15 protein-coding genes are annotated in these 18,865 nt (G+C 59.7%); 14 read left to right on the top strand and 1 reads right to left on the bottom strand.

Annotated features, from left to right (window positions below; all coding sequences use genetic code 11):
* Positions 1-548 precede the first annotated feature (548 nt).
* The 8 genes from ACQY1K_RS17770 (at position 549) to ACQY1K_RS17735 (ending at position 11,063) form a co-directional block, all read left to right on the top strand.
* The gene (locus ACQY1K_RS17770) at positions 549-2,132 is read left to right on the top strand and encodes a peptide ABC transporter substrate-binding protein (RefSeq protein ID WP_244508866.1); all 1,584 of its coding nucleotides are present in this window, start codon (positions 549-551) and stop codon (positions 2,130-2,132) included.
* 57 nt (positions 2,133-2,189) lie between these two features.
* The gene (gene oppB / locus ACQY1K_RS17765) at positions 2,190-3,113 is read left to right on the top strand and encodes an oligopeptide ABC transporter permease OppB (protein WP_062459288.1); all 924 of its coding nucleotides are present in this window, start codon (positions 2,190-2,192) and stop codon (positions 3,111-3,113) included.
* Entirely contained in the window at positions 3,106-4,239 is a 1,134-nt protein-coding gene (locus tag ACQY1K_RS17760; RefSeq protein WP_092663301.1) for an ABC transporter permease, read from the top strand. The genes oppB and ACQY1K_RS17760 overlap by 8 nt, the downstream gene beginning before the upstream one ends.
* Before the next feature lies 1 nt (position 4,240).
* The gene (locus ACQY1K_RS17755) at positions 4,241-5,842 is read left to right on the top strand and encodes an ABC transporter ATP-binding protein (RefSeq protein ID WP_430259963.1); all 1,602 of its coding nucleotides are present in this window, start codon (positions 4,241-4,243) and stop codon (positions 5,840-5,842) included.
* Between the two features lie 413 nt (positions 5,843-6,255).
* Positions 6,256-7,359 carry a branched-chain amino acid ABC transporter substrate-binding protein gene (locus ACQY1K_RS17750; protein WP_430259961.1) on the top strand — a complete coding sequence of 368 codons (1,104 nt, stop codon included), beginning with the start codon at positions 6,256-6,258 and terminating at the stop codon, positions 7,357-7,359.
* Between the two features lie 387 nt (positions 7,360-7,746).
* Positions 7,747-8,295, top strand: coding sequence for a TRAP transporter small permease subunit (locus tag ACQY1K_RS17745; protein ID WP_062459277.1), 549 nt, complete (start codon positions 7,747-7,749; stop codon positions 8,293-8,295).
* A gap of 21 nt (positions 8,296-8,316) precedes the next feature.
* Positions 8,317-9,885 carry a TRAP transporter large permease gene (locus ACQY1K_RS17740; protein ID WP_062459274.1) on the top strand — a complete coding sequence of 523 codons (1,569 nt, stop codon included), beginning with the start codon at positions 8,317-8,319 and terminating at the stop codon, positions 9,883-9,885.
* A gap of 62 nt (positions 9,886-9,947) precedes the next feature.
* Positions 9,948-11,063, top strand: coding sequence for a TRAP transporter substrate-binding protein (locus tag ACQY1K_RS17735; protein ID WP_062578270.1), 1,116 nt, complete (start codon positions 9,948-9,950; stop codon positions 11,061-11,063).
* A 191-nt stretch (positions 11,064-11,254) separates the two neighbouring features.
* Here the strand turns inward: ACQY1K_RS17735 and ACQY1K_RS17730 are convergent, their stop codons facing one another.
* The gene (locus ACQY1K_RS17730; protein ID WP_200943516.1) at positions 11,255-12,301 is read right to left on the bottom strand and encodes an NAD(P)-dependent alcohol dehydrogenase; all 1,047 of its coding nucleotides are present in this window, start codon (positions 12,299-12,301) and stop codon (positions 11,255-11,257) included.
* A gap of 368 nt (positions 12,302-12,669) precedes the next feature.
* On the opposite strand from ACQY1K_RS17730, the gene ACQY1K_RS17725 reads away from it, so the two are divergent.
* From ACQY1K_RS17725 to dhaL, 6 genes are all read left to right on the top strand, one after another.
* Entirely contained in the window at positions 12,670-14,148 is a 1,479-nt protein-coding gene (locus ACQY1K_RS17725; protein WP_430259959.1) for a sugar ABC transporter ATP-binding protein, read from the top strand.
* A gap of 67 nt (positions 14,149-14,215) precedes the next feature.
* Positions 14,216-15,220: an ABC transporter permease gene (locus ACQY1K_RS17720; protein ID WP_062578276.1), complete on the top strand. Its 1,005-nt coding sequence runs from the start codon at positions 14,216-14,218 to the stop codon at positions 15,218-15,220.
* Positions 15,221-15,304: 84 nt separating this feature from the next.
* Positions 15,305-16,291 (top strand): substrate-binding domain-containing protein, encoded by a 987-nt coding sequence (locus ACQY1K_RS17715; RefSeq protein ID WP_062578278.1) that lies wholly within the window; start codon positions 15,305-15,307, stop codon positions 16,289-16,291.
* Between the two features lie 74 nt (positions 16,292-16,365).
* Positions 16,366-17,139, top strand: a complete 774-nt coding sequence (locus ACQY1K_RS17710; protein ID WP_062578280.1) for an SDR family oxidoreductase — start codon at positions 16,366-16,368, stop codon at positions 17,137-17,139.
* Between the two features lie 9 nt (positions 17,140-17,148).
* Positions 17,149-18,141: a dihydroxyacetone kinase subunit DhaK gene (locus ACQY1K_RS17705; protein WP_062578282.1), complete on the top strand. Its 993-nt coding sequence runs from the start codon at positions 17,149-17,151 to the stop codon at positions 18,139-18,141.
* Positions 18,142-18,151: 10 nt separating this feature from the next.
* Entirely contained in the window at positions 18,152-18,799 is a 648-nt protein-coding gene (dhaL, locus tag ACQY1K_RS17700; RefSeq protein ID WP_092663311.1) for a dihydroxyacetone kinase subunit DhaL, read from the top strand.
* The last annotated feature ends 66 nt before the right edge of the window (positions 18,800-18,865 follow it).

Raw genomic sequence — 18,865 nt, 5'->3', positions numbered from 1 at the left:
ACCTCCCGCATGCTTGGCCGAAGCGCTTTGTTGAAGGGGTGAGCCGCGGAGCGTGCAGATTCGTGACGCTTTGCCTCATCGGCTCGTTGCCCGTGATAGCCGACGCTACACCGTCCCCGATGTTTGAGAGCCGCTGATGGGGTGCCGGATCGTCATATTGCGAGAGGCGCATATGGCAGTCCGATGATGCCCAACCATGCCCTCCCTGATTGTATCGAGATAGATCGGTGGAAACCGCTTTCATTTGTGCTCCTGCAATAAAATTACTCCAGGCACACTGATCGCGACACCATGGTATTCGCTGCTCGGTTTACCTGAACGTAAAATGTCGCTGCTTTCTCGATTCACGGTCTGGCGCGGATGCCAGGTCAGGATACCCCGGCTATTGCCCCTGCAGGACCCTGCAATTATGAGGTTAGTCGAGGCGCGCGGATATACACTCCGCATTTGTGTCGAGAGCAAAAAAGCCTTGCGGTTCCGATATTTCTGGCATTCACTCGCCCAATCGGACGGAAAACCAGGAGGATAACGGTATGTCATCTCGTCTCATGCGTGCGGCTGCAGTCGCTTTGCTCGGATCAACTCTGCTGGCCGGGGCACCGGCATTTGCTGAAACGGTGCTTCATCGTGGCAATTCCGGCGAACCGCAGACGCTCGATCAGGCCCAGACCTCGATCAATATCGAAGCCTTCATCCTGAAGGATCTTTATGAAGGTCTGACGATCTACGACGCTGCGGGCAAGATTGTACCGGGTGCAGCGGAGTCGTGGAAGGTCTCCGACGACGGACTGACATACACGTTTAAGCTGCGTGAGAATGCCAAGTGGTCCGATGGCTCGCCCGTCACGGCGCAGGATTTCGAATTCTCGTTCAAGCGCGTGGAAGATCCGAAGACCGCCGCGAAATATGCGAACATCCTCTACCCGATCAAGAACGCGGAAATGGTCAACACCGGCAAGGCCGATCCGAAGGAACTCGGCATCAAGGCCGTCGATGACAAGACGTTCGAGATCACCCTCGAGCGCCCGACCCCCTTCTTCCTTGAACTTCTTGCTCACCAGACTGCCCTGCCTGTCTCCAAGGCAAGCCTTGAGAAGAACGGCGCCGATTTCGTCAAGCCAGGCACGATGGTGTCGAACGGGGCCTTCCAGCTCGTCAGCCATGTGCCGAACGACAGCCTCGTTGTCCAAAAGAACCCCAATTTCTGGGATGCCGCCAACGTCAAGCTCGACAAGGTGATCTTCTACCCTATCGACGACCAGGCCGCGTCCGTCCGCCGCTTCGAGGCGAAGGAAATGGATCTCGTCTATAACTTCTCCGCCGACCAGATCGAGCGGCTGCGCTCGGCCTACAAGGACCAGGTTCATGTGTCGCCGACGCTTGCGACCTATTATTACGTCTTCGATGGCCGCGAGGCTCCCTTCAACGACGTTCGTGTCCGCCAGGCCCTGTCCATGGCCGTCGACCGCGATTTCCTGGCCAAGAAGATCTATAGCGGATCGCAGCTTCCCGCCTATTCGCTGGTGCCGCCGGGCATGGCGAACTATGGCGAACCCGCCAAGGCCGATTTCGCAGAACTTTCCCAGCTCGACCGCGAAGACAAGGCGATCGAACTGATGAAGGAAGCCGGTTACGGTGAAGGCGGCAAGCCGCTCAATATCGAGGTCCGCTACAACACCAACCCGAACCACGAACGTGTCGCCACCGCCGTTGCCGACATGTGGAAAAACACGTTCGGTGCCAAGGTGACGATGAGCAATCTCGATGTCTCCTCGCACTACGCCTATCTCCAGGAAGGCGGCAAGTTCAACGTGGCACGTGCCGGTTGGGTTGCCGATTATGCCGATCCGGAAAACTTCCTCGCCTTGAACCTCTCGACCAACAAGACCTTCAATTACGGGCATTACGAGAGCAAGGAATTCGACGATCTGATGAAGAAGTCGTATGCGGAAACGGATCCGGCTGCGCGATCGAAGATCATGCATGAGGCGGAAACAATCCTGATGCGCGACCAGCCGATTGCTCCCTTCCTGACCCAGGCCGATCTGTGGCTTGTTTCGGACCGCATCAAGGGCTGGCAGGACAATGCTGCCAATGAACACCTGAGCCGCTTCCTGAGCGTTTCCGAATAATCGACACGGGATGGCGTCCGACAGCGTTTCGGACGCCATCCCGCAGGAGACTACTGCATGCTGTCTTTTATCCTGCGCCGCCTCGCGAGCGCCGTCCCGACGCTGTTCATCGTCGTGACGATTTCCTTCTTCCTGATGCGTTTTGCTCCGGGCGGTCCCTTCAACCTGGAACGTCCGCTGCCACCCGCAACGATGGAAAACATCATGCGGACCTACCAGCTAGACCAGCCGTTATGGCGTCAATATCTCACCTATATCGGCAATGCCGTGCAGGGTGATTTCGGTCCAAGCTATATCTACAAGGACAACACCGTCGCGGAACTGATCGGAAAAGGCCTTCCCTACTCCATTGAACTCGGTTTCTACGCTCTGCTTCTTGCCCTGATTGGCGGCGTGACGCTCGGCACGATCGCGGCCCTGCGCCAGAACAGCGTGCTCGATTTTTCCATCATGACGCTCGCGACGATGGGTACGACGATCCCGAATTTCGTTGTCGGCCCGGTTTTGACGCTGATTTTCGCAATTCTTCTTGCGCTGTTGCCGGCCGGCGGCTGGGGAGATGGTTCGTTCTCGTTCCTGCTCCTGCCGATGATCGCACTGGCGCTGCCGCAGCTTGCCGTTTTCGCCAGGCTGACGCGCGGATCGATGATCGAGGCGCTGCATGCCGACCATATCCGCACCGCGCGCGCTTATGGCCTTCCGGCAAGGATCGTCGTCATCACGCATGCCATGCGCGGCGCCATGCTGCCGGTCGTCTCCTATCTCGCACCCTGTGCCGCCGCATTGATGACCGGCTCGGCCGTCGTCGAGACCATCTTCACCATTCCGGGCGTCGGCCGTTATTTCGTGCTCGGCGCGCTCAATCGTGACTATACGCTGGTCATGGGCACCGTCGTCCTGATCGCCATCTTTGTTATCGTCTTTAATCTCCTGGTCGACCTTCTCTACGGCCTGCTCGATCCGAGGGTCCGTCATGACTGATATCGCCAACGATCCGCCTTCCACCCCGCCCCAGAGCACAAGCCGCAGTCTTTTCCAGCTTGCCGCCATCCGCTTCCGTCGCAACAAGGCGGCGATGGGCGGCTGCGTGATGCTCGTTCTGATCGCGCTCTTTTCCTATCTCGGCCCACTTTTTGTGCCTCATAGCTATGACCAGGTCTTTTCTTCCTATGTGACGGTGGCGCCAAGTCTCGAGCCGCGGCCAGACGAGGCATCGCTGGAGGGCGCCATGCAAGGCGTCGCGACTCGCGCCCGCGTCAACCTCGACGCGTTCGAGGTGACGGGCCAGATCTTTTCCGCGACCATCAGCGCCGAGGATCCGATCGACCCACGCACGACGCGTTATTTCGACCGTGCCAACGAGTTCGACGACACCAAGGTAGTGGCGACCGAAAAAGACGGGCGCGTTCTCAAGGTCGAAGGGAATGTCAGCCGGGAATACTTCCTGTTCGGCACGGATCCGAACGGCCGCGACCTGCTTGCCCGTGTCATGCTCGGCGGCCAGATCTCGATTGCCGTCGGCGTGCTGGCCAGCCTCGTCTCGCTTGGCATCGGCGTGCTCTACGGCGCGACCGCGGGTTATCTTGGCGGCCGTGTCGACAATGTCATGATGCGCTTCGTCGAAATCCTCTACTCTCTCCCCTTCGTCTTTCTCGTCGTCGTCCTGGTCGTCTTCTTTGGTCGTTCCTTCATCCTGATCTTCCTGGTGATCGGTGCTGTGGAATGGCTCGACATGGCGCGCATCGTGCGAGGCCAGACGCTGGCGCTGAAGCGCCGGGAATTCGTGGGCGCTGCCCAAGCGCTCGGCCTGAGCGACTGGCAAATTATCCGCCGGCATATCATCCCGAACACGATCGGACCGGTGATCGTCTTCGTCACCGTCGTGGTTCCGAAGGTAATCCTCCTGGAAAGCTTTCTGTCTTTCCTCGGGCTCGGGGTTCAGGCGCCACTGACCAGCTGGGGCGCTCTGATTTCGGAAGGCGCCAACAATATCCAGTCGGCACCCTGGCTCCTGATCTTTCCCTCCATCTTCTTCGTGGCAACGCTGTTTTCGTTGAACTTTATCGGCGACGGCCTGCGCGACGCGCTCGACCCGAAGGATCGTTGACATGACCGATCAAAAAGACACCATTCTCTCGATCCGCGACCTGAAAGTGAATTTCACGACGCCGGATGGCACGGTCAATGCGGTCAAGGGCATCGGCTTCGATGTCCGTGCCGGCGAGACGCTCGCCGTCGTCGGCGAAAGCGGCTCCGGCAAGAGCCAGACGATGATGGGCATTATGGGCCTGCTCGCTGGAAACGGCACCGTCACTGGCTCCGCCGCCTATCGGGGCAAGGAACTGGTCGGACTGCGAAATAACGAGCTCAACAAGATCCGCGGTGCCAAGATCACGATGATCTTTCAGGAACCGATGACCTCGCTCGATCCGCTTTACACGATCGGCCGCCAGATCGCCGAACCGATCGTCTACCACCGCGGCGGCAGCCGGAAAGCGGCCCGCAGCCGCGTGCTGGAACTCTTGGAACTGGTCGGCATTCCCGATCCCGCCCGCCGCATTGACAGTTACCCGCATGAACTGTCCGGCGGCCAGCGGCAGCGCGTCATGATCGCCATGGCGCTTGCCAACGAACCCGACGTCCTGATCGCCGACGAGCCGACGACGGCGCTTGATGTGACGGTCCAGGCGCAGATATTGAAACTGCTGCGCTCGCTCCAGGAGCGTTTCGGCATGGCGATTGTGCTGATCACCCACGATCTCGGCATTGTCCGGCATTTTGCCGAACGTGTCGTCGTCATGCGGCGCGGCGAAGTGGTGGAACAGGGAGCCACATCACAGATCTTCAAGGCTCCGACTTCCGCCTATACCCGCATGCTGATCGATGCCGAACCTCAGGGTCGCAAGCAACCGCCAGCGGAAAACGCACCGATCATTCTGGAGGGACGCGATGTCACGGTCGATTTTCCGATCGGCCGCGGGCTTTTTTCGAAGGGTCCAAAGAGTTTCCGGGCCGTCGACGGCGTCACCGTCAAGCTCAGGCAGGGCCAGACGATCGGTATCGTTGGTGAGTCCGGCTCGGGGAAATCGACGCTTGGGCGCGCGCTGCTCCGGCTTCTCCACAGCGGTGGTCATTACCGCTTCGACAAGACCGACATCTCCGGCTTCGACCGTCGGCAGATGCGGTCCCTGCGCAAGGAGATGCAGCTCGTCTTCCAGGATCCCTTTGGGTCTCTCTCGCCGCGTCAGACAGTCGGCGAGATCATCACCGAAGGTCTGCTCGTCCACGAGCCTTCGCTGAACAAGGCGGATCGAGACCGGCGCGCGATCGCCGCCCTGACCGAAGTCGGGCTCGATCCCCAGGCGCGCAATCGCTACCCGCACGAATTTTCCGGCGGTCAGCGCCAGCGCATCGCGATTGCCCGCGCGATGATCCTCAAGCCGCGTGTGGTTATCCTCGACGAACCGACCTCGGCACTCGACCGGTCCGTGCAGGGACAGGTGATCGACCTCTTGCGCAAGCTGCAGTCCGACCACAACCTTTCCTACGTCTTCATCAGCCACGACCTTGCCGTGGTCAGGGCCATCGCGGATCATGTGATCGTCATGAACAACGGAAAGATTGTTGAGGAAGGCGATACGGACGCGATCTTTGACGCCCCGAAGGCCAATTACACAAGGGCGCTGATCGGAGCCGCTTTCAGCATCTGAGTCGCCACTATCAGCAATATGCCCACCGTCGTCGTCTTCGAACCGCGGCGCAGTGTGGAGAAAGACACGTATCCGCCTGATCGCCGGCGGGGCGCCATGGACGGCTGCTCGAATCATGGGTTGGTTCCGTCGTGGGAGTTGCCGGCATGAAAAGGCACGGCTGCAGCGGCCCATCACGTCCCCACAAGAAGCCGTGAATTATTCAATCAAGAGGTCACTGCTTCCGGTTATCTTCTTGCGTCACCGGCCCAATATTTCTAGGAAAATTGTCGGACGCACGGAGAAGCTAATATGGCCACGCGCGGACGGACGCGCCCTCCCTCTTCCACCAGTCATGGCATTGCCGACGGTTTGAGCGGGTTCGGCGCACGATTAGCACGCGGGTCGGGAGGTCCGCATCCCAGGAGACTGACATGACATTGAAGACAATCACTGCGGCACTCGCTGCCACACTCGCATTCGCCCCGCTTGCCTACGCCGACATCACGGTCGGCCTCATCGCGCCGCTGACCGGCCCGGTTGCTGCGATCGGCGCGCAGATCAAGAACGGCGCGGAAACCGCGGTCGAGGAAATCAACAAGAAGGGCGGCGTCAACGGCGAGAAGCTCGTGCTCAGAATTGTCGACGATGCCGGCGAACCCAAACAGGGCGTATCTGCCGCCAATCAGCTGATCGCCGACGATATCCGTTTCGTGGTTGGCCCTGTCACATCGGGCGTCTCTATCCCCGCCTCGGTCGCGTTTGCCGAAAACGGTGCACTGATGGTTACCCCGACAGCCACTTCGCCGGAACTGACCGCGCGTGGCCTTTCCACCGTGTTTCGCACCTGCGGCCGGGACGACCAGCAGGCGGACGTTGCCGCGAAATTCGTGGTCGAGAAATTCAAGGACAAGAAGATCGCCATCCTCAACGACAAGGGGCAGTATGGCAAGGGTCTCGCCGATGCCTTCAAGGCATCGCTGAATGCGGCCGGCATCACGGAAGTCTTCAACGACGCGCTGACGGCGGGCGACAAGGATTTTAGCGCGCTGGTGACACGCCTGAAGTCGGAAGGCACCGAAGTCCTCTATTTCGGCGGCTATCACCCGGAAGCAGGCCTTCTGGTGCGCCAGATGAAGGATGCCGGCATGAACGTGCAGCTGATCGCGGGTGACGGCCTTTCCAACAGCGAGTTCATCACCACGGGCGGCGACGCAGCCAACGGCACGATCTTCACCAACGCTGCCGACGCGCTGAAGAATGCCGACAGCAAGGCCGCGGCCGATGCGCTCATTGCAAAAAAGATCCCCGCCGAAGCGTTTACCCTCAACGCCTATGCAGCCGTCGAGGTCATCGCCGCCGGCGTCGCCAAGGCTGGCAGCACCGACGACGCTGAGGCAGTTGCTGCAGCGCTCAAGGATGGCACCGGTATCAAGACTGCCATTGGCGAACTGACCTACGGTGAAACCGGCGATCTCAGCTCGCAGAGCTTTTCCGTATACAAGTGGGAAGGCGGAAAGACGGTTGTGGCCGAATAAGGCCGCTCCGGATCTGTATTGCGACGGGCGCCCTAGGCGCCCGTTTGCTTGCCGTCGGTGCACTATCCGTCGATTGTCGCCCGAAGCGACGGCGGATGCAACCAGGTCTCTTTTCTCAAAGTCACTGATTTGACGACAGAAATCGCTCGTCATGCGCGTCACGCGTTCATGCTGCATGCGAAAAGAATAAGCGTCGAAATCGAGAATCAGGGGGACGTTTGCGCTCCCTGCGTCACTGTCTGTTCCAGCCCATAGCAACGTGTATCGAAGCCTTTTCCCAGACCGCTAGATTGGCCTCTTGTCATAATGCTCTTGTCGCGTGTGATTTGCGGCGATAGTAGTGCATGGGACAGCTGCCTTCGGGCAGCTTGCCTGGGAGGGTTTGTAATGTCTGGTCTACTCGCCGTGTCGCGCGCTATCGACGCGATGAACACGCTTTTCGGTAAAGCCGTTTCATGGCTTTTGTTGGCGGCAGTGCTGATCAGCGCCATCAACGCAGTGACCCGAAAAGTCTTCAATCTGAGCTCAAATGCCTGGCTCGAGGCGCAATGGTACCTTTTCTCCGCAGCCTTCCTGTTGGCGGCGGCCTGGACATTGCTGAGCAGCGAGCACGTCAAGGTCGATCTGGTCTATGGCCAGCTCCCCAGACGGGCGCAGCTTTGGATCGAGGTGTTCGGGACAATCTTCTTCCTGATGCCGTTCTGCCTCGTCACCATCTACCTGTCCTGGCCGATCGTCATCGCCAAATATGTGAGCGGAGAGGTCTCCAACAATACCGGTGGGCTGGTGCTGTGGCCAGTCTGGGCCATGATCCCGATTGGTTTCGGCCTGCTGGCACTCCAGGGACTGTCGGAACTGATTAAACGGCTAGCGATCCTCAGCGGTGCGATGCCCGACGCCGTCGCTCTCGCCGACGCCGAAGCGCAAGCGCTCTAATTCGTAGCAGGATACGCTCATATGTTTGCATTCTTTGCGGAAAATCTCGCGCCGATCATGTTTCTATCACTGATCGTCGTGTTGCTGCTTGGTTATCCGGTTGCCTTCGCACTCGCCTTTGTCGGCTTTGTCTTCGGTTTCATCGGCATCGAAATGGGCCTTTTGCCCATCAACCTGTTCGGAGCGATCCCTGACCGCATCTTCGGGCAGATGTCGAACGAGACGCTGCTCGCCATTCCTTTCTTCACCTTCATGGGGCTGATTCTCGAACGAAGCGGAATGGCCGAGGATCTGCTCGATACGATCGGCCAGCTGTTCGGCCCGATCCGCGGCGGGCTCGCCTTCGCGGTCATCTTCGTGGGCGCCATCCTTGCAGCCACCACAGGCGTCGTTGCGGCCTCCGTCATCTCGATGGGCCTGATCTCGCTGCCGATCATGCTGCGATATGGTTACGACCGACGGGTCGCGGCCGGCACGATCGCAGCGTCGGGAACGCTTGCCCAGATTATTCCGCCCAGCCTCGTGCTGATCATTCTGGCCGACCAGCTCGGCCGCTCGGTCGGCGACATGTACAAGGGCGCACTCGTGCCCGGTCTCATGCTGGTTGCTGCCTATACCGGCTACATCATCCTGATGTCTTTCCTGCGTCCGGCAAGCGTGCCGGCTCTTCCCATCGAGGCGCGATCGCTTCGTGGCTGGAAGCTTGTGGCCAAGGTCATCACCTCGCTCGTGCCGCCGCTCGTGCTGATCTTCCTCGTTCTCGGCACAATCTTTATCGGCCTTGCGACGCCGACCGAAGGCGGCGCGATGGGCGCAGTCGGTGCTCTGCTTCTTGCAGCCTTCAATCGCAAGCTTACGCTGGCGATGGTGAAGTCGGCCCTTTACGCGACAGCGAAACTGTCCTCCTTCGTGATCTTCATCTTGCTCGGCGCGCGCGTGTTTTCGCTGACCTTCTACGGTGTTGACGGTCACGTCTGGGTCGAGCACCTGATGACGTCGATCCCGGGCGGCGAGATCGGGTTCCTGATCGTTGCCAATCTGCTCGTATTCTTCCTGGCCTTTTTTCTCGATTATTTCGAGCTGGCCTTCATCATCATCCCGCTGCTGGCACCGGTTGCCGATGCGCTCGGCATCGACCTGATTTGGTTCGGCGTGATGCTGGCAATCAACATGCAGACCTCGTTCATGCATCCGCCGTTCGGGTTCTCGCTATTTTACCTGCGCTCCGTCGCTCCGACGAGGGCCTACAAGGATCGCATCACCGGTGCGACAATCCAGCCGGTCACATCCGGCCAGATCTACATGGGCTCCCTGCCCTACCTGGCGATCCAGCTCGTCATGGTCGTCGTCGTCATCGTCTTTCCGGGTCTCGTTACTCACTACAAATCAGGATCTGCCGTCGTCGATCCATCGACGATTGAGCTCAACGTACCGATGCCGGGTGCCGATGGCGCTAACCCGTTTGGAACACCGACCCAGCCTTTCGGCGCACCGGAGCAGTCTTCCGGCGATCCCGCCGCCCCGGCCGTCGATATCCCTGCACCAGATTTCGGTTCCCCGACGCCAAGCTTCGGCGCACCGAAAAACTAGACACACGCTTTGATCGCACAGCGTGCGTTCGATACTGCCGAACCTGAGGAGGAGGAAACGCAATGACGGAAACCATCAACAGACGCAATTTCCTGACGAAAGGTGCAGTCGGAGGGGCTGCAACAGTCGCCGCGACCGCACTCGCCGCACCGGCGGTTGCCCAAGAACTGCCAAGCATCAAATGGCGCCTGACATCGGGCTTCCCGAACAATCTCGACACGATTTACGGCGGCGCAACCGTCATGGCGGAGACACTGTCGAAGATCACCGACGGGAAATTCCAAATTCAGGTGTTTCAGGCCGGCGAACTCGTACCCGGACCGCAGGCGATCGATGCGGTGAAGGCGAACACCGTCGAAATCGCTCATACCTGCGGATACTATTTCACCGGCAAGGATCCGACATTTGCGATCGGCTCGACCATCCCCTTCGGTCTCAATGGTCGTCAGCAGAACGCCTGGCTTTACCACGGCGGCGGCAATGAGGCTTATAACGAGTTTCTCTCTGCCTATGGCGTGGTTGGCATCCCCGGCGGGGCCACCGGTGCCCAGATGGGTGGATGGTTCCGCAAGGAGATTAAGGGCGTCGCCGACCTCAAGGGCGTCAAGATGCGCATCGCCGGTGTCGCCGGCGAAGTGATGTCTCGGCTCGGCGTGGTGCCGCAGCAGCTACCGGGGGGCGATATCTATCCGGCTCTCGAGCGCGGAACAATCGACGCGGCCGAGTGGATCGGTCCCTATGACGACGAACGCCTCGGCTTCTACCAGATTGCGCCGAACTACTACTACCCGGCCTATTGGGAAGGTGGTCTGACGATCCACTTCTTCATCAATAAGGCACAGTATGAGGGTCTGCCTCCCGCCTACAAGGCCGCACTCGATGCCGCCTGCAAGGCGGCGAACATCAACATGCAGGCACTCTACGATGTGAAGAACACTGCAGCGATCCGCTCGCTTGTCGGCAAGGGCGTCAAACTGCGACCGCTGCCACGCGATGTCATGGATGCCGCCTACAAGACGACGTTCGAACTCTACGCGGAATATAGCGCCAAGCATCCGGCATGGGCAAAGATCTATCCAGGCTGGAAGAAGTTCAGGGACGAGTCCTTCGAGTGGTTCCGCGTCGCCGAATACAGCTATGACAGCTACATGTACTCTGCCCAGGCCTCGGGCAAGTAACAAAACCGGAGGTCGGCTTTAAGGCCGGCCTCCGGACTCAAGATCAGTTGGCATCGAAGAGACAGGTCTATCGTTGGGCTGTCCCGGTGGTCCTACCGACACATCGCAAAAGCCGCAGCCGGGACGGCATGATCTCGCGTGACGATCCCATGCTTTCCCGGCCACCGGCCTTCAGAACTGATCGGATTATCCTAAACCGCGGCATCACCCAGAAGGATCTGCAGCTTGACGTCTGACGGGTTGCCGGCTGCTGCCCTCTCGAAGGCCTCAATGCTCTTGTCGAAATCGAAAGTCTCGGTGATCAGCGGATTAAGGTCCACCTTGCCGGATGCAATCAGCTGCAGCGCCCGGTCGAAGATATTGGCGTAGCGGAAGACCGTCTCTATCCGGATTTCCTTCGAGATCGCGCCTGCCACGTCGAACGAAACCTTGTCCACCGGCAGGCCGACCATCACGATAGCTCCACCCGGGCGAACGAGGTCGAATATCCCGTCATAGGCCTTCGGGCTGCCGCTGGCTTCGAAAACAACATCGGCGCCCCAGCCGTCGGTTTCCCGTGCGATGACCTCGGCGAAGCTTTCCTCCCCGATATTGACAGGGGTGATACCGGAATACTGGGCAGCGATGGCGAGTTTCGGTGCGCTGAAATCGGAAATGAACACGCGGCTGCACCCACCAGCGAGCGCCGCCAGAGCGACCATGATCCCGATCGGGCCGCTTCCGATCACCGCCGCAACATCGCCGGGGGCGATGCGGGCACGCGCTGCAGCCTGCATGCCAATGGCAAATGGCTCCACCATCGCGCCTTCGGCGAAGGACACGTTGTCGGGAAGCTTGTAGGTGAACGCCGCGGGATGGACGACTTCGGATGTCAAAACGCCATGGATCGGCGGCGTTGCCCAGAACCGGACGCTGGGATCGACGTTATAGATGCCGAGCTTGGATGCGCGCGACGAGAGGTCCGGTATTCCCGGTTCCATGCACACCCGGTCTCCAACCTTGAAACCGGAAACGGCCGAGCCGACCTCGATCACCGTGCCTGCGGCCTCATGTCCCAGAACCATTGGCTCACGCAGCACGTACGGTCCGATTGCGCCGTGCGTGTAGTAGTGTACGTCGCTGCCGCAGACGCCAACCGTGTGAATCTTGATCTTCAGTTCCGAAGCTCCGACCGCCAGCGGCAGGTCAATGTCTCGAAGGGCGAGAACGCCCTTTTCTTCCAGTACCAAGGCTTTCATCATCGGATCCTTTTGCTCGATGGGCGCCAAATTCGGCGCATCGGTTGACCTAGGAATAGCGACCGGTTTGAAAAAGAAAAGTGCTGTTTGGTGAGATTTTCAGCAGCTATCGCTTCTTTCTTGCGCGTATCGCCCCTTCGCCCCCAAGGTCTCGCTCTCCCCACCAAGCAGTCCATCCGTCTGTTTTAAAACGATAAAAACAGGATTTTTGCTCACCATAGGGACACCTTCAGCCTACAATGAAGGCATGTTGACATTTGTCGAAAACTATCTGACAAATGTCACGTGCTGGCCGCTGGAGGGCGGTTAACCCTGACAGTGATTGGTCCGACGCTCATCGAGCGGAAGGATCATCGGAGGAAATTAGCGTGGAATATCTGCTTGAGGTGGAAGGACTGAAGAAGTCCTTCGGCGGCGTTGCCGCATTGCGTGAGGGTCGCTTTCAGCTGAAGCCGGGCTCGGTGCACGCGCTGTGTGGCGGCAACGGCGCCGGAAAGTCGACCTTCCTCAAAATCCTCATGGGCATTTACAAGCGTGATGCCGGCTCCATTCGCCGTCGCGGTCAGGACGTCGATTTTTCAGGCCCAGCCGAAGCGCTCGCCTCCGGTATCGCGATCATCGAACAGGAACTGAGCCCTGTCCCTCATATGACCGTGGCGGAAAACATCTATCTTGGTCGCGAACCCTCCGGGCGCTTCGGCGGCGTCGACTTCAAGACGATGAACCGTAACGCCCAGCGGTTGCTGGATCAGCTCGAATTCCAGATCCGTCCCACTCAGTTCATGATGAACCTTTCGGTTGCGCAGATGCAACTGGTCGAGATCGCCAAGGCGCTCAGCCACGATGCGGAAGTCATCTTCATGGACGAGCCGACATCGGCAATCGGCGAAAAGGAAGCGCAGCAGCTCTTCAAAACGATCGAACGGCTGAAGGCCGCCGGCAAGGGTATCGTCTACGTCTCGCACCGCCTGTCAGAAATCTTCCAGATCGCGGATGCCTACACGGTGTTCCGCGACGGCTCCTATATCGGCTCGGGTGACTTGGCTGATATCGACAGGCCGAGCCTGATCAAGATGATCGTCGGTCGGGAACTGGGCGAGGAATATATCAAGACCAACACGCCGACGGAAACGGATGGCCTACAGGTTACGGGGCTGACAGCCGCCGGCAAGATCGACGACATTTCGTTTTCGGTTTGCAAGGGTGAGATCTTCGGGATCTACGGACTTATGGGATCCGGCCGGTCGGAAATTTTCAACTGCATCTTTGGTCTCGATCGTCTCGATAGCGGCGAAATCAGGATCGATGGCGCGCCGGTCAAGGTCAGCAAGCCGGCTGACGCGATGGAGCACGGGCTCGCTTTCGTTACCGAGGACCGCAAGCTGACCGGGCTCAATCTGACCGATAGCGTCAGAGGCAACATTGCGCTTGCCAGCCTGCCGGAACTCAGCCCCAATTTCGTCATGCGTCGCCGCGGCGAGCAGGCTGCCAGCCGGAACATGATCGAAAGATTTGCGATCAAGGCGGCCCGCGACACGATGCCGGTCTCGGGCCTGTCAGGCGGCAATCAGCAAAAGGTCGTCCTGGGCAAGTGGTTCCTGCTCAATCCCAAGGTGCTTCTGCTCGATGAACCGACGCGTGGCGTCGATGTCGGCGCCAAGCGCGAGATCTATCGCATCATCTGCGAATTCGCCGAGGCCGGTGGAACCGTAGTGATGATTTCATCGGAAATCGACGAAGTGCTGGGCATGTCCGACCGCATCCTCGTCATGCGCAACGGTCGCTCGACTGGCATCTATCCGCGCGCGGAGACAGACGCGCAGGCGTTGGTGCACCTTTCTACGTGACGGGCCCGGGTCACTGGGCCAGACGCGCATTTTCAAGATTCGATCGGCATGGGAAGAGGTAAGAACAGTGTCCGCCACAGAAAACAAGCCGGCAGCCGCATGGTTCGGTTCGGATAACCGCAAGTTGCTCATCCAGGAATACGGCATCTTTCTCGCCTTCCTGCTCCTGGCATTCATCCTGTCGGTCTCCAACGAGTACTTCCTCACCGCCGGCAATATCTCGAACGTGCTTCTACAGACATCTATCAATGGGGTGCTGGCGATCGGCATGACATTCGTCATCCTGACCCGGGGCATCGACCTCTCCGTCGGCTCGGTCGTAGCGCTCGCTGGTATGGTGGCCGCGAGCCTTGCGACGACTTCAGCGACCGCCGGCGTTGCGGGCGGCCCCTATCCGGCATTCGTCGCGTTCGCGGCGGGCATTCTCGTCGGTCTCGCATGCGGCATGGTCGTCGGTGTAATCGTCTCGCGCTTCTCCGTCCCCGCCTTCGTTGCCACCCTCGGCATGCTGTCGGCGGCACGCGGCATGACGCTGATCTATGGCGGCGGCAGACCTGTCCCGGCGCTTATCCCGGATTTTCGCTGGCTTGGAACCGGCAACATTATCGGCATCCCGATGCCGGTCGTCGTTCTCGCCGTCGTCTTCATTGCCTCTTGGTGGGTTCTCAACCGCACGCGCTTTGGCCGCTATATCTACGCCGTCGGCGGCAACCCGCATGCCGCCGTGACTTCAGGCATCAACGTCACCCGCATCAAGTTCGCCGTGTACTGCATCTCGGGAGCACTTGCGGGTCTTGCCGGTATGATCCTTGCCGCTCGCACGGGCTCCGGCCTGCCGCAGGCCGGTGTTGCCTACGAGCTCGACGCCATCGCGGCCGTGGTCATCGGCGGTACCAGCCTCTCGGGTGGTGTCGGTCGCGTCACGGGAACCCTGATCGGCGCGCTCATTATCGGCGTCATGAACAACGGTCTCGATCTGCTCGGCATCGAATCTTACTACCAGCAGGTCCTCAAAGGGGCGCTGATCGTCGGTGCGGTCATGCTGGATCAAAAACGCAATCAAGGGGCCTGACCCCAGAACAATTCGGATCGCGAAACGGTCCGACATGTACCGCGCGTCAAAACGGCGACCGGACATTCCGTGGAGGAGAAGAAAATGAAGAAACTTTTGCTTGCTCTCGTCGCCAGTGCGGCGATGCTTTCGGCACCCGCAATGGCGCAGGACAAGAAGCTCAAGATTGGCGCGACCACCTATGGTCTCAATGCTGAATTCATGCAGATCTGGTCGGCGGCTCTGAAGGAACATCCGGCCGTCAAGAGCGGCAAGGTCGATGTCACGGTGTTCGATGGCCGATATGACGCGCTGGTCCAGCAGGAACAGTTCAACACGATGATCACACAGAAATTCGACGCGATCATCTTCGTGCCGATGGATATCGAGGCCGGCGCGACCGCTGTGCAGATGGCCCATGATGCCGGCATCCCCGTTGTCGGCTCCAATGCCCGCGTCAATTCCGATCTCCTCACATCCTATGTCGGCTCGAACGACGTGGAAGCCGGCGAGCTCGAAGCCAAGGCAGTCTTGGACAAGATGGGCTGCAAGGGCAATCTCGTCATCATCGAAGGCCCGATCGGCCAGTCCGGCCAGATCCAGCGCCTGGAAGGCAATGAAAAGGCACTCGCTGCCTGCCCGGACGTAAAGGTTCTCGAAAAGCAGACCGGCAACTGGTCGCGCGCCGAAGCTCAGACCCTGATGGAAAACTGGCTGACATCCCATCCGGGCCAGATCAATGGCATCATCGGCCAGAACGACGAAATGGCACTCGGTGCGATCGAGGCAATCAAGGCTGCAGGTCTTAAGGTTGAAGACTTCGCGATTGCCGGCGTCGATGGCGTGACGGATGCGATCAACTCGGTGAAGCGCGGCGAGATGGCTTCCATCCTGCAGGACGCCAACGCCCAGGCTCAGGGCGCTCTCGACGTCGCCATCAAGGCCGCCAACAAGGACTACAAGCCCGAATCGAAGATCTGGACCCAGTATCCGGACATGAAGTGGGCGGATGGCGCCGAGAAGGACTACCTCGTGCCTTGGACGCCTGTCACGAAAGAAAACGCCGACAAGCTGCTCGAGTCCCGTAACTGATACTTTTCGTTTTCGATCCAAGGGAGGGGCGGTGACCGCCGCCCCTCCCGTCTCCGTCGCAAAGGCTTGAAGACATGAGTGATACCGCTCCCCAGATCGACCTGAATTTCCCCCTGAACGGCAAGATTGCCGTCGTCACCGGCGCCGCATCCGGCATCGGCGCTGCCGTCTGCGACGCGCTGACCGAAAAGGGCGCGACCGTCGCCGTGCTTGACCTCAATGCCGAACTGGCCGCAGCAAAAGCGGCCGAACTCGGTGGCGCATCGAAATCCTTCGTCTGCGATGTCTCGCAGGCATCTTCCGTCGAGAAGGCGATCGCGGGCGTCCTCGACACCTTCGGCCACATCGATATAGCCGTCAGCAGCGCGGGGGTCGTCTTCCTCGCTCCGGCCGAGGATCTGTCGCTCGATTACTGGGATAAGACGATCGACATCAACCTGAAGGGCACTTTTCTCTTCACGCAGGCAGTCGGAAGGGCGATGATCGCCGCTGGCAAGGGCGGCAAGATCGTCAATCTCGCCTCGCAGGCGGGCACCGTCGCAATCGAGGAGCACGTCGCCTACTGCGCCTCCAAATTCGGCGTCATCGGCATGTCGAAGACCTTCGCGGCCGAGTGGGGAAAATACGGTATCTGCGTGAATACCATTTCGCCAACAGTCGTGCTGACGGAACTCGGAAAGAAGGCTTGGGCCGGCGAAAAGGGTGAAAATGCGAAGAAGCGTATCCCGATCGGCCGTTTCGCCTACCCGCAGGAAATCGCCGCAGCGGCAGTCTTTCTTGTCTCCAATGGTGCGGACATGATCAACGGCGCGGATCTCCTGATCGACGGCGGTTACACAATTCTCTGAGGACAAACCATGCAGCGTTTCGTCAATAATCCTGATCTTGTCGTCGAAGATACGGTCAAGGGCTTCGTCAAGGCCCATTCCGATATCGTCCGGCTTGCGGAAAACCCACGTGTCGTCGTGGCGAAGAATGCCCCCGTCAAAGGCAAGGTCGGCATCGTCACCGGCGGCGGTTCGGGTCATGAACCCGCCTTCATGGGCTACACCGGCAAGAACATGCTGGATGCGGTCGCCGTTGGCGAACTCTTCTCCTCGCCGACGGCCAAGAGCTTCTCTGACGCATTCCGCGAGGCGAATGGAGGCGCAGGAGTGGTGTGCCTTTACGGCAATTATGCCGGCGACAACATGAACGTGAAGATGGCAACCAAGCTTGCCACCAAGGAAGGAATCGAGGTTTTGACGGTCGTCGCCAACGACGACGTCTGCTCGGCTCCCCTGTCCGAGCGGGAGAAGCGCCGCGGGGTCGCCGGTGAGATCTTCATGTGGAAGATCGGCAGCGCCAAGGCCAGCCAGGGCGGTTCGCTCGAGGAGGTTCGCGCCGTCGCGCAGAAGGCGATCGACAACTGCCGGTCGATCGGGGTCGGCCTTGGCCCCTGCACACTTCCCGCCGTCGGCCATCCCAATTTCCAGATCGAGCCCGGCACGATGGAAGTCGGCATCGGCCACCATGGCGAGCCTGGGGTGCGGGTCGAACCGCTCAAAAAAGCCGAAGACGTTGCAAGGGACATGGTGAAGATCGTGCTCGACGATCATGACCTGCCGGCCGGCGTCGAAGTCGCCGTGCTCGTGTCAGGCCTCGGCGCGACGCCGCTCAACGAACTCTACATCCTCAACGATACGATCGAAACCGAGATTTCCGCACGTGGCCTGAAGGTCTACAAGACCTTCATCGGCAACTATTTCACGTCGCTCGAAATGGTGGGAGCGACCCTGACGGTCATGGCGCTCGACGACGAAACTAAGCCGCTTCTCGATCTCGAGACGCGCTGCACCATGCTGCTTTAAGGACCTGGCGATGCAGACTTTCCTCAATGCCCACGCGGGCGATATCGTGATTGCGATCGCCGACCGCATCATCGAAAACCGCGCCTATCTCAGTGAGATCGACGGCAAGATCGGTGATGGTGACCACGGCGTCAACATGGCCAAGGGCTTCGGCATGACGTCCGAGCGCCTCAAGACCCAAGACGTGTCGCTGGCCGAAGCCTTCGATACGCTCGGCACTGTGTTGATGACGGAGATTGGCGGCTCTATGGGTCCGCTTTACGGCGTGATGTTCACCGAGTTCGCAGAAACGCTCGAAGGAAAGGATGTCGTTGACGCTCGCCTCTTCTCGACAATGCTTCATATGGGCCTTGCCGGCATTCAGTCGATCGGTTCTGCCAAGGTTGGCGACAAGACGCTGATCGACGCGTTCGTGCCAGCCATCGAAGCGTTCGACAGCACGGTCGCAGGCGGACAGTCCTTTGCTGACGCGCTGGCGGCGATGACCGAAGCCGCCGACAACGGACGTGATTCCACCATCGACCTCGTCGCGAAGATCGGGCGCGCCAGCCGTCTCGGCGAACGCTCGCTTGGCGTTCTCGATGCCGGTGCCACGTCATGCGCCTTGATCCTCAAGGAAATCGCGAAGGGCGTGACAGGCAAGTTGCAGGCGCCCTGAACTCAGCAAACCCCTCCCAGGACCGGGCGACCTGCCTTTGCGGGCAGGTCGCCGCTTAATTCCAGA

This window comes from Neorhizobium sp. IRS_2294, assembly GCF_050500145.1.
GTDB lineage: Bacteria > Pseudomonadota > Alphaproteobacteria > Rhizobiales > Rhizobiaceae > Neorhizobium > Neorhizobium soli.
Note: the sequence above shows the minus strand (reverse complement) of the source record. Positions and strands in the feature narration are given on the sequence as shown.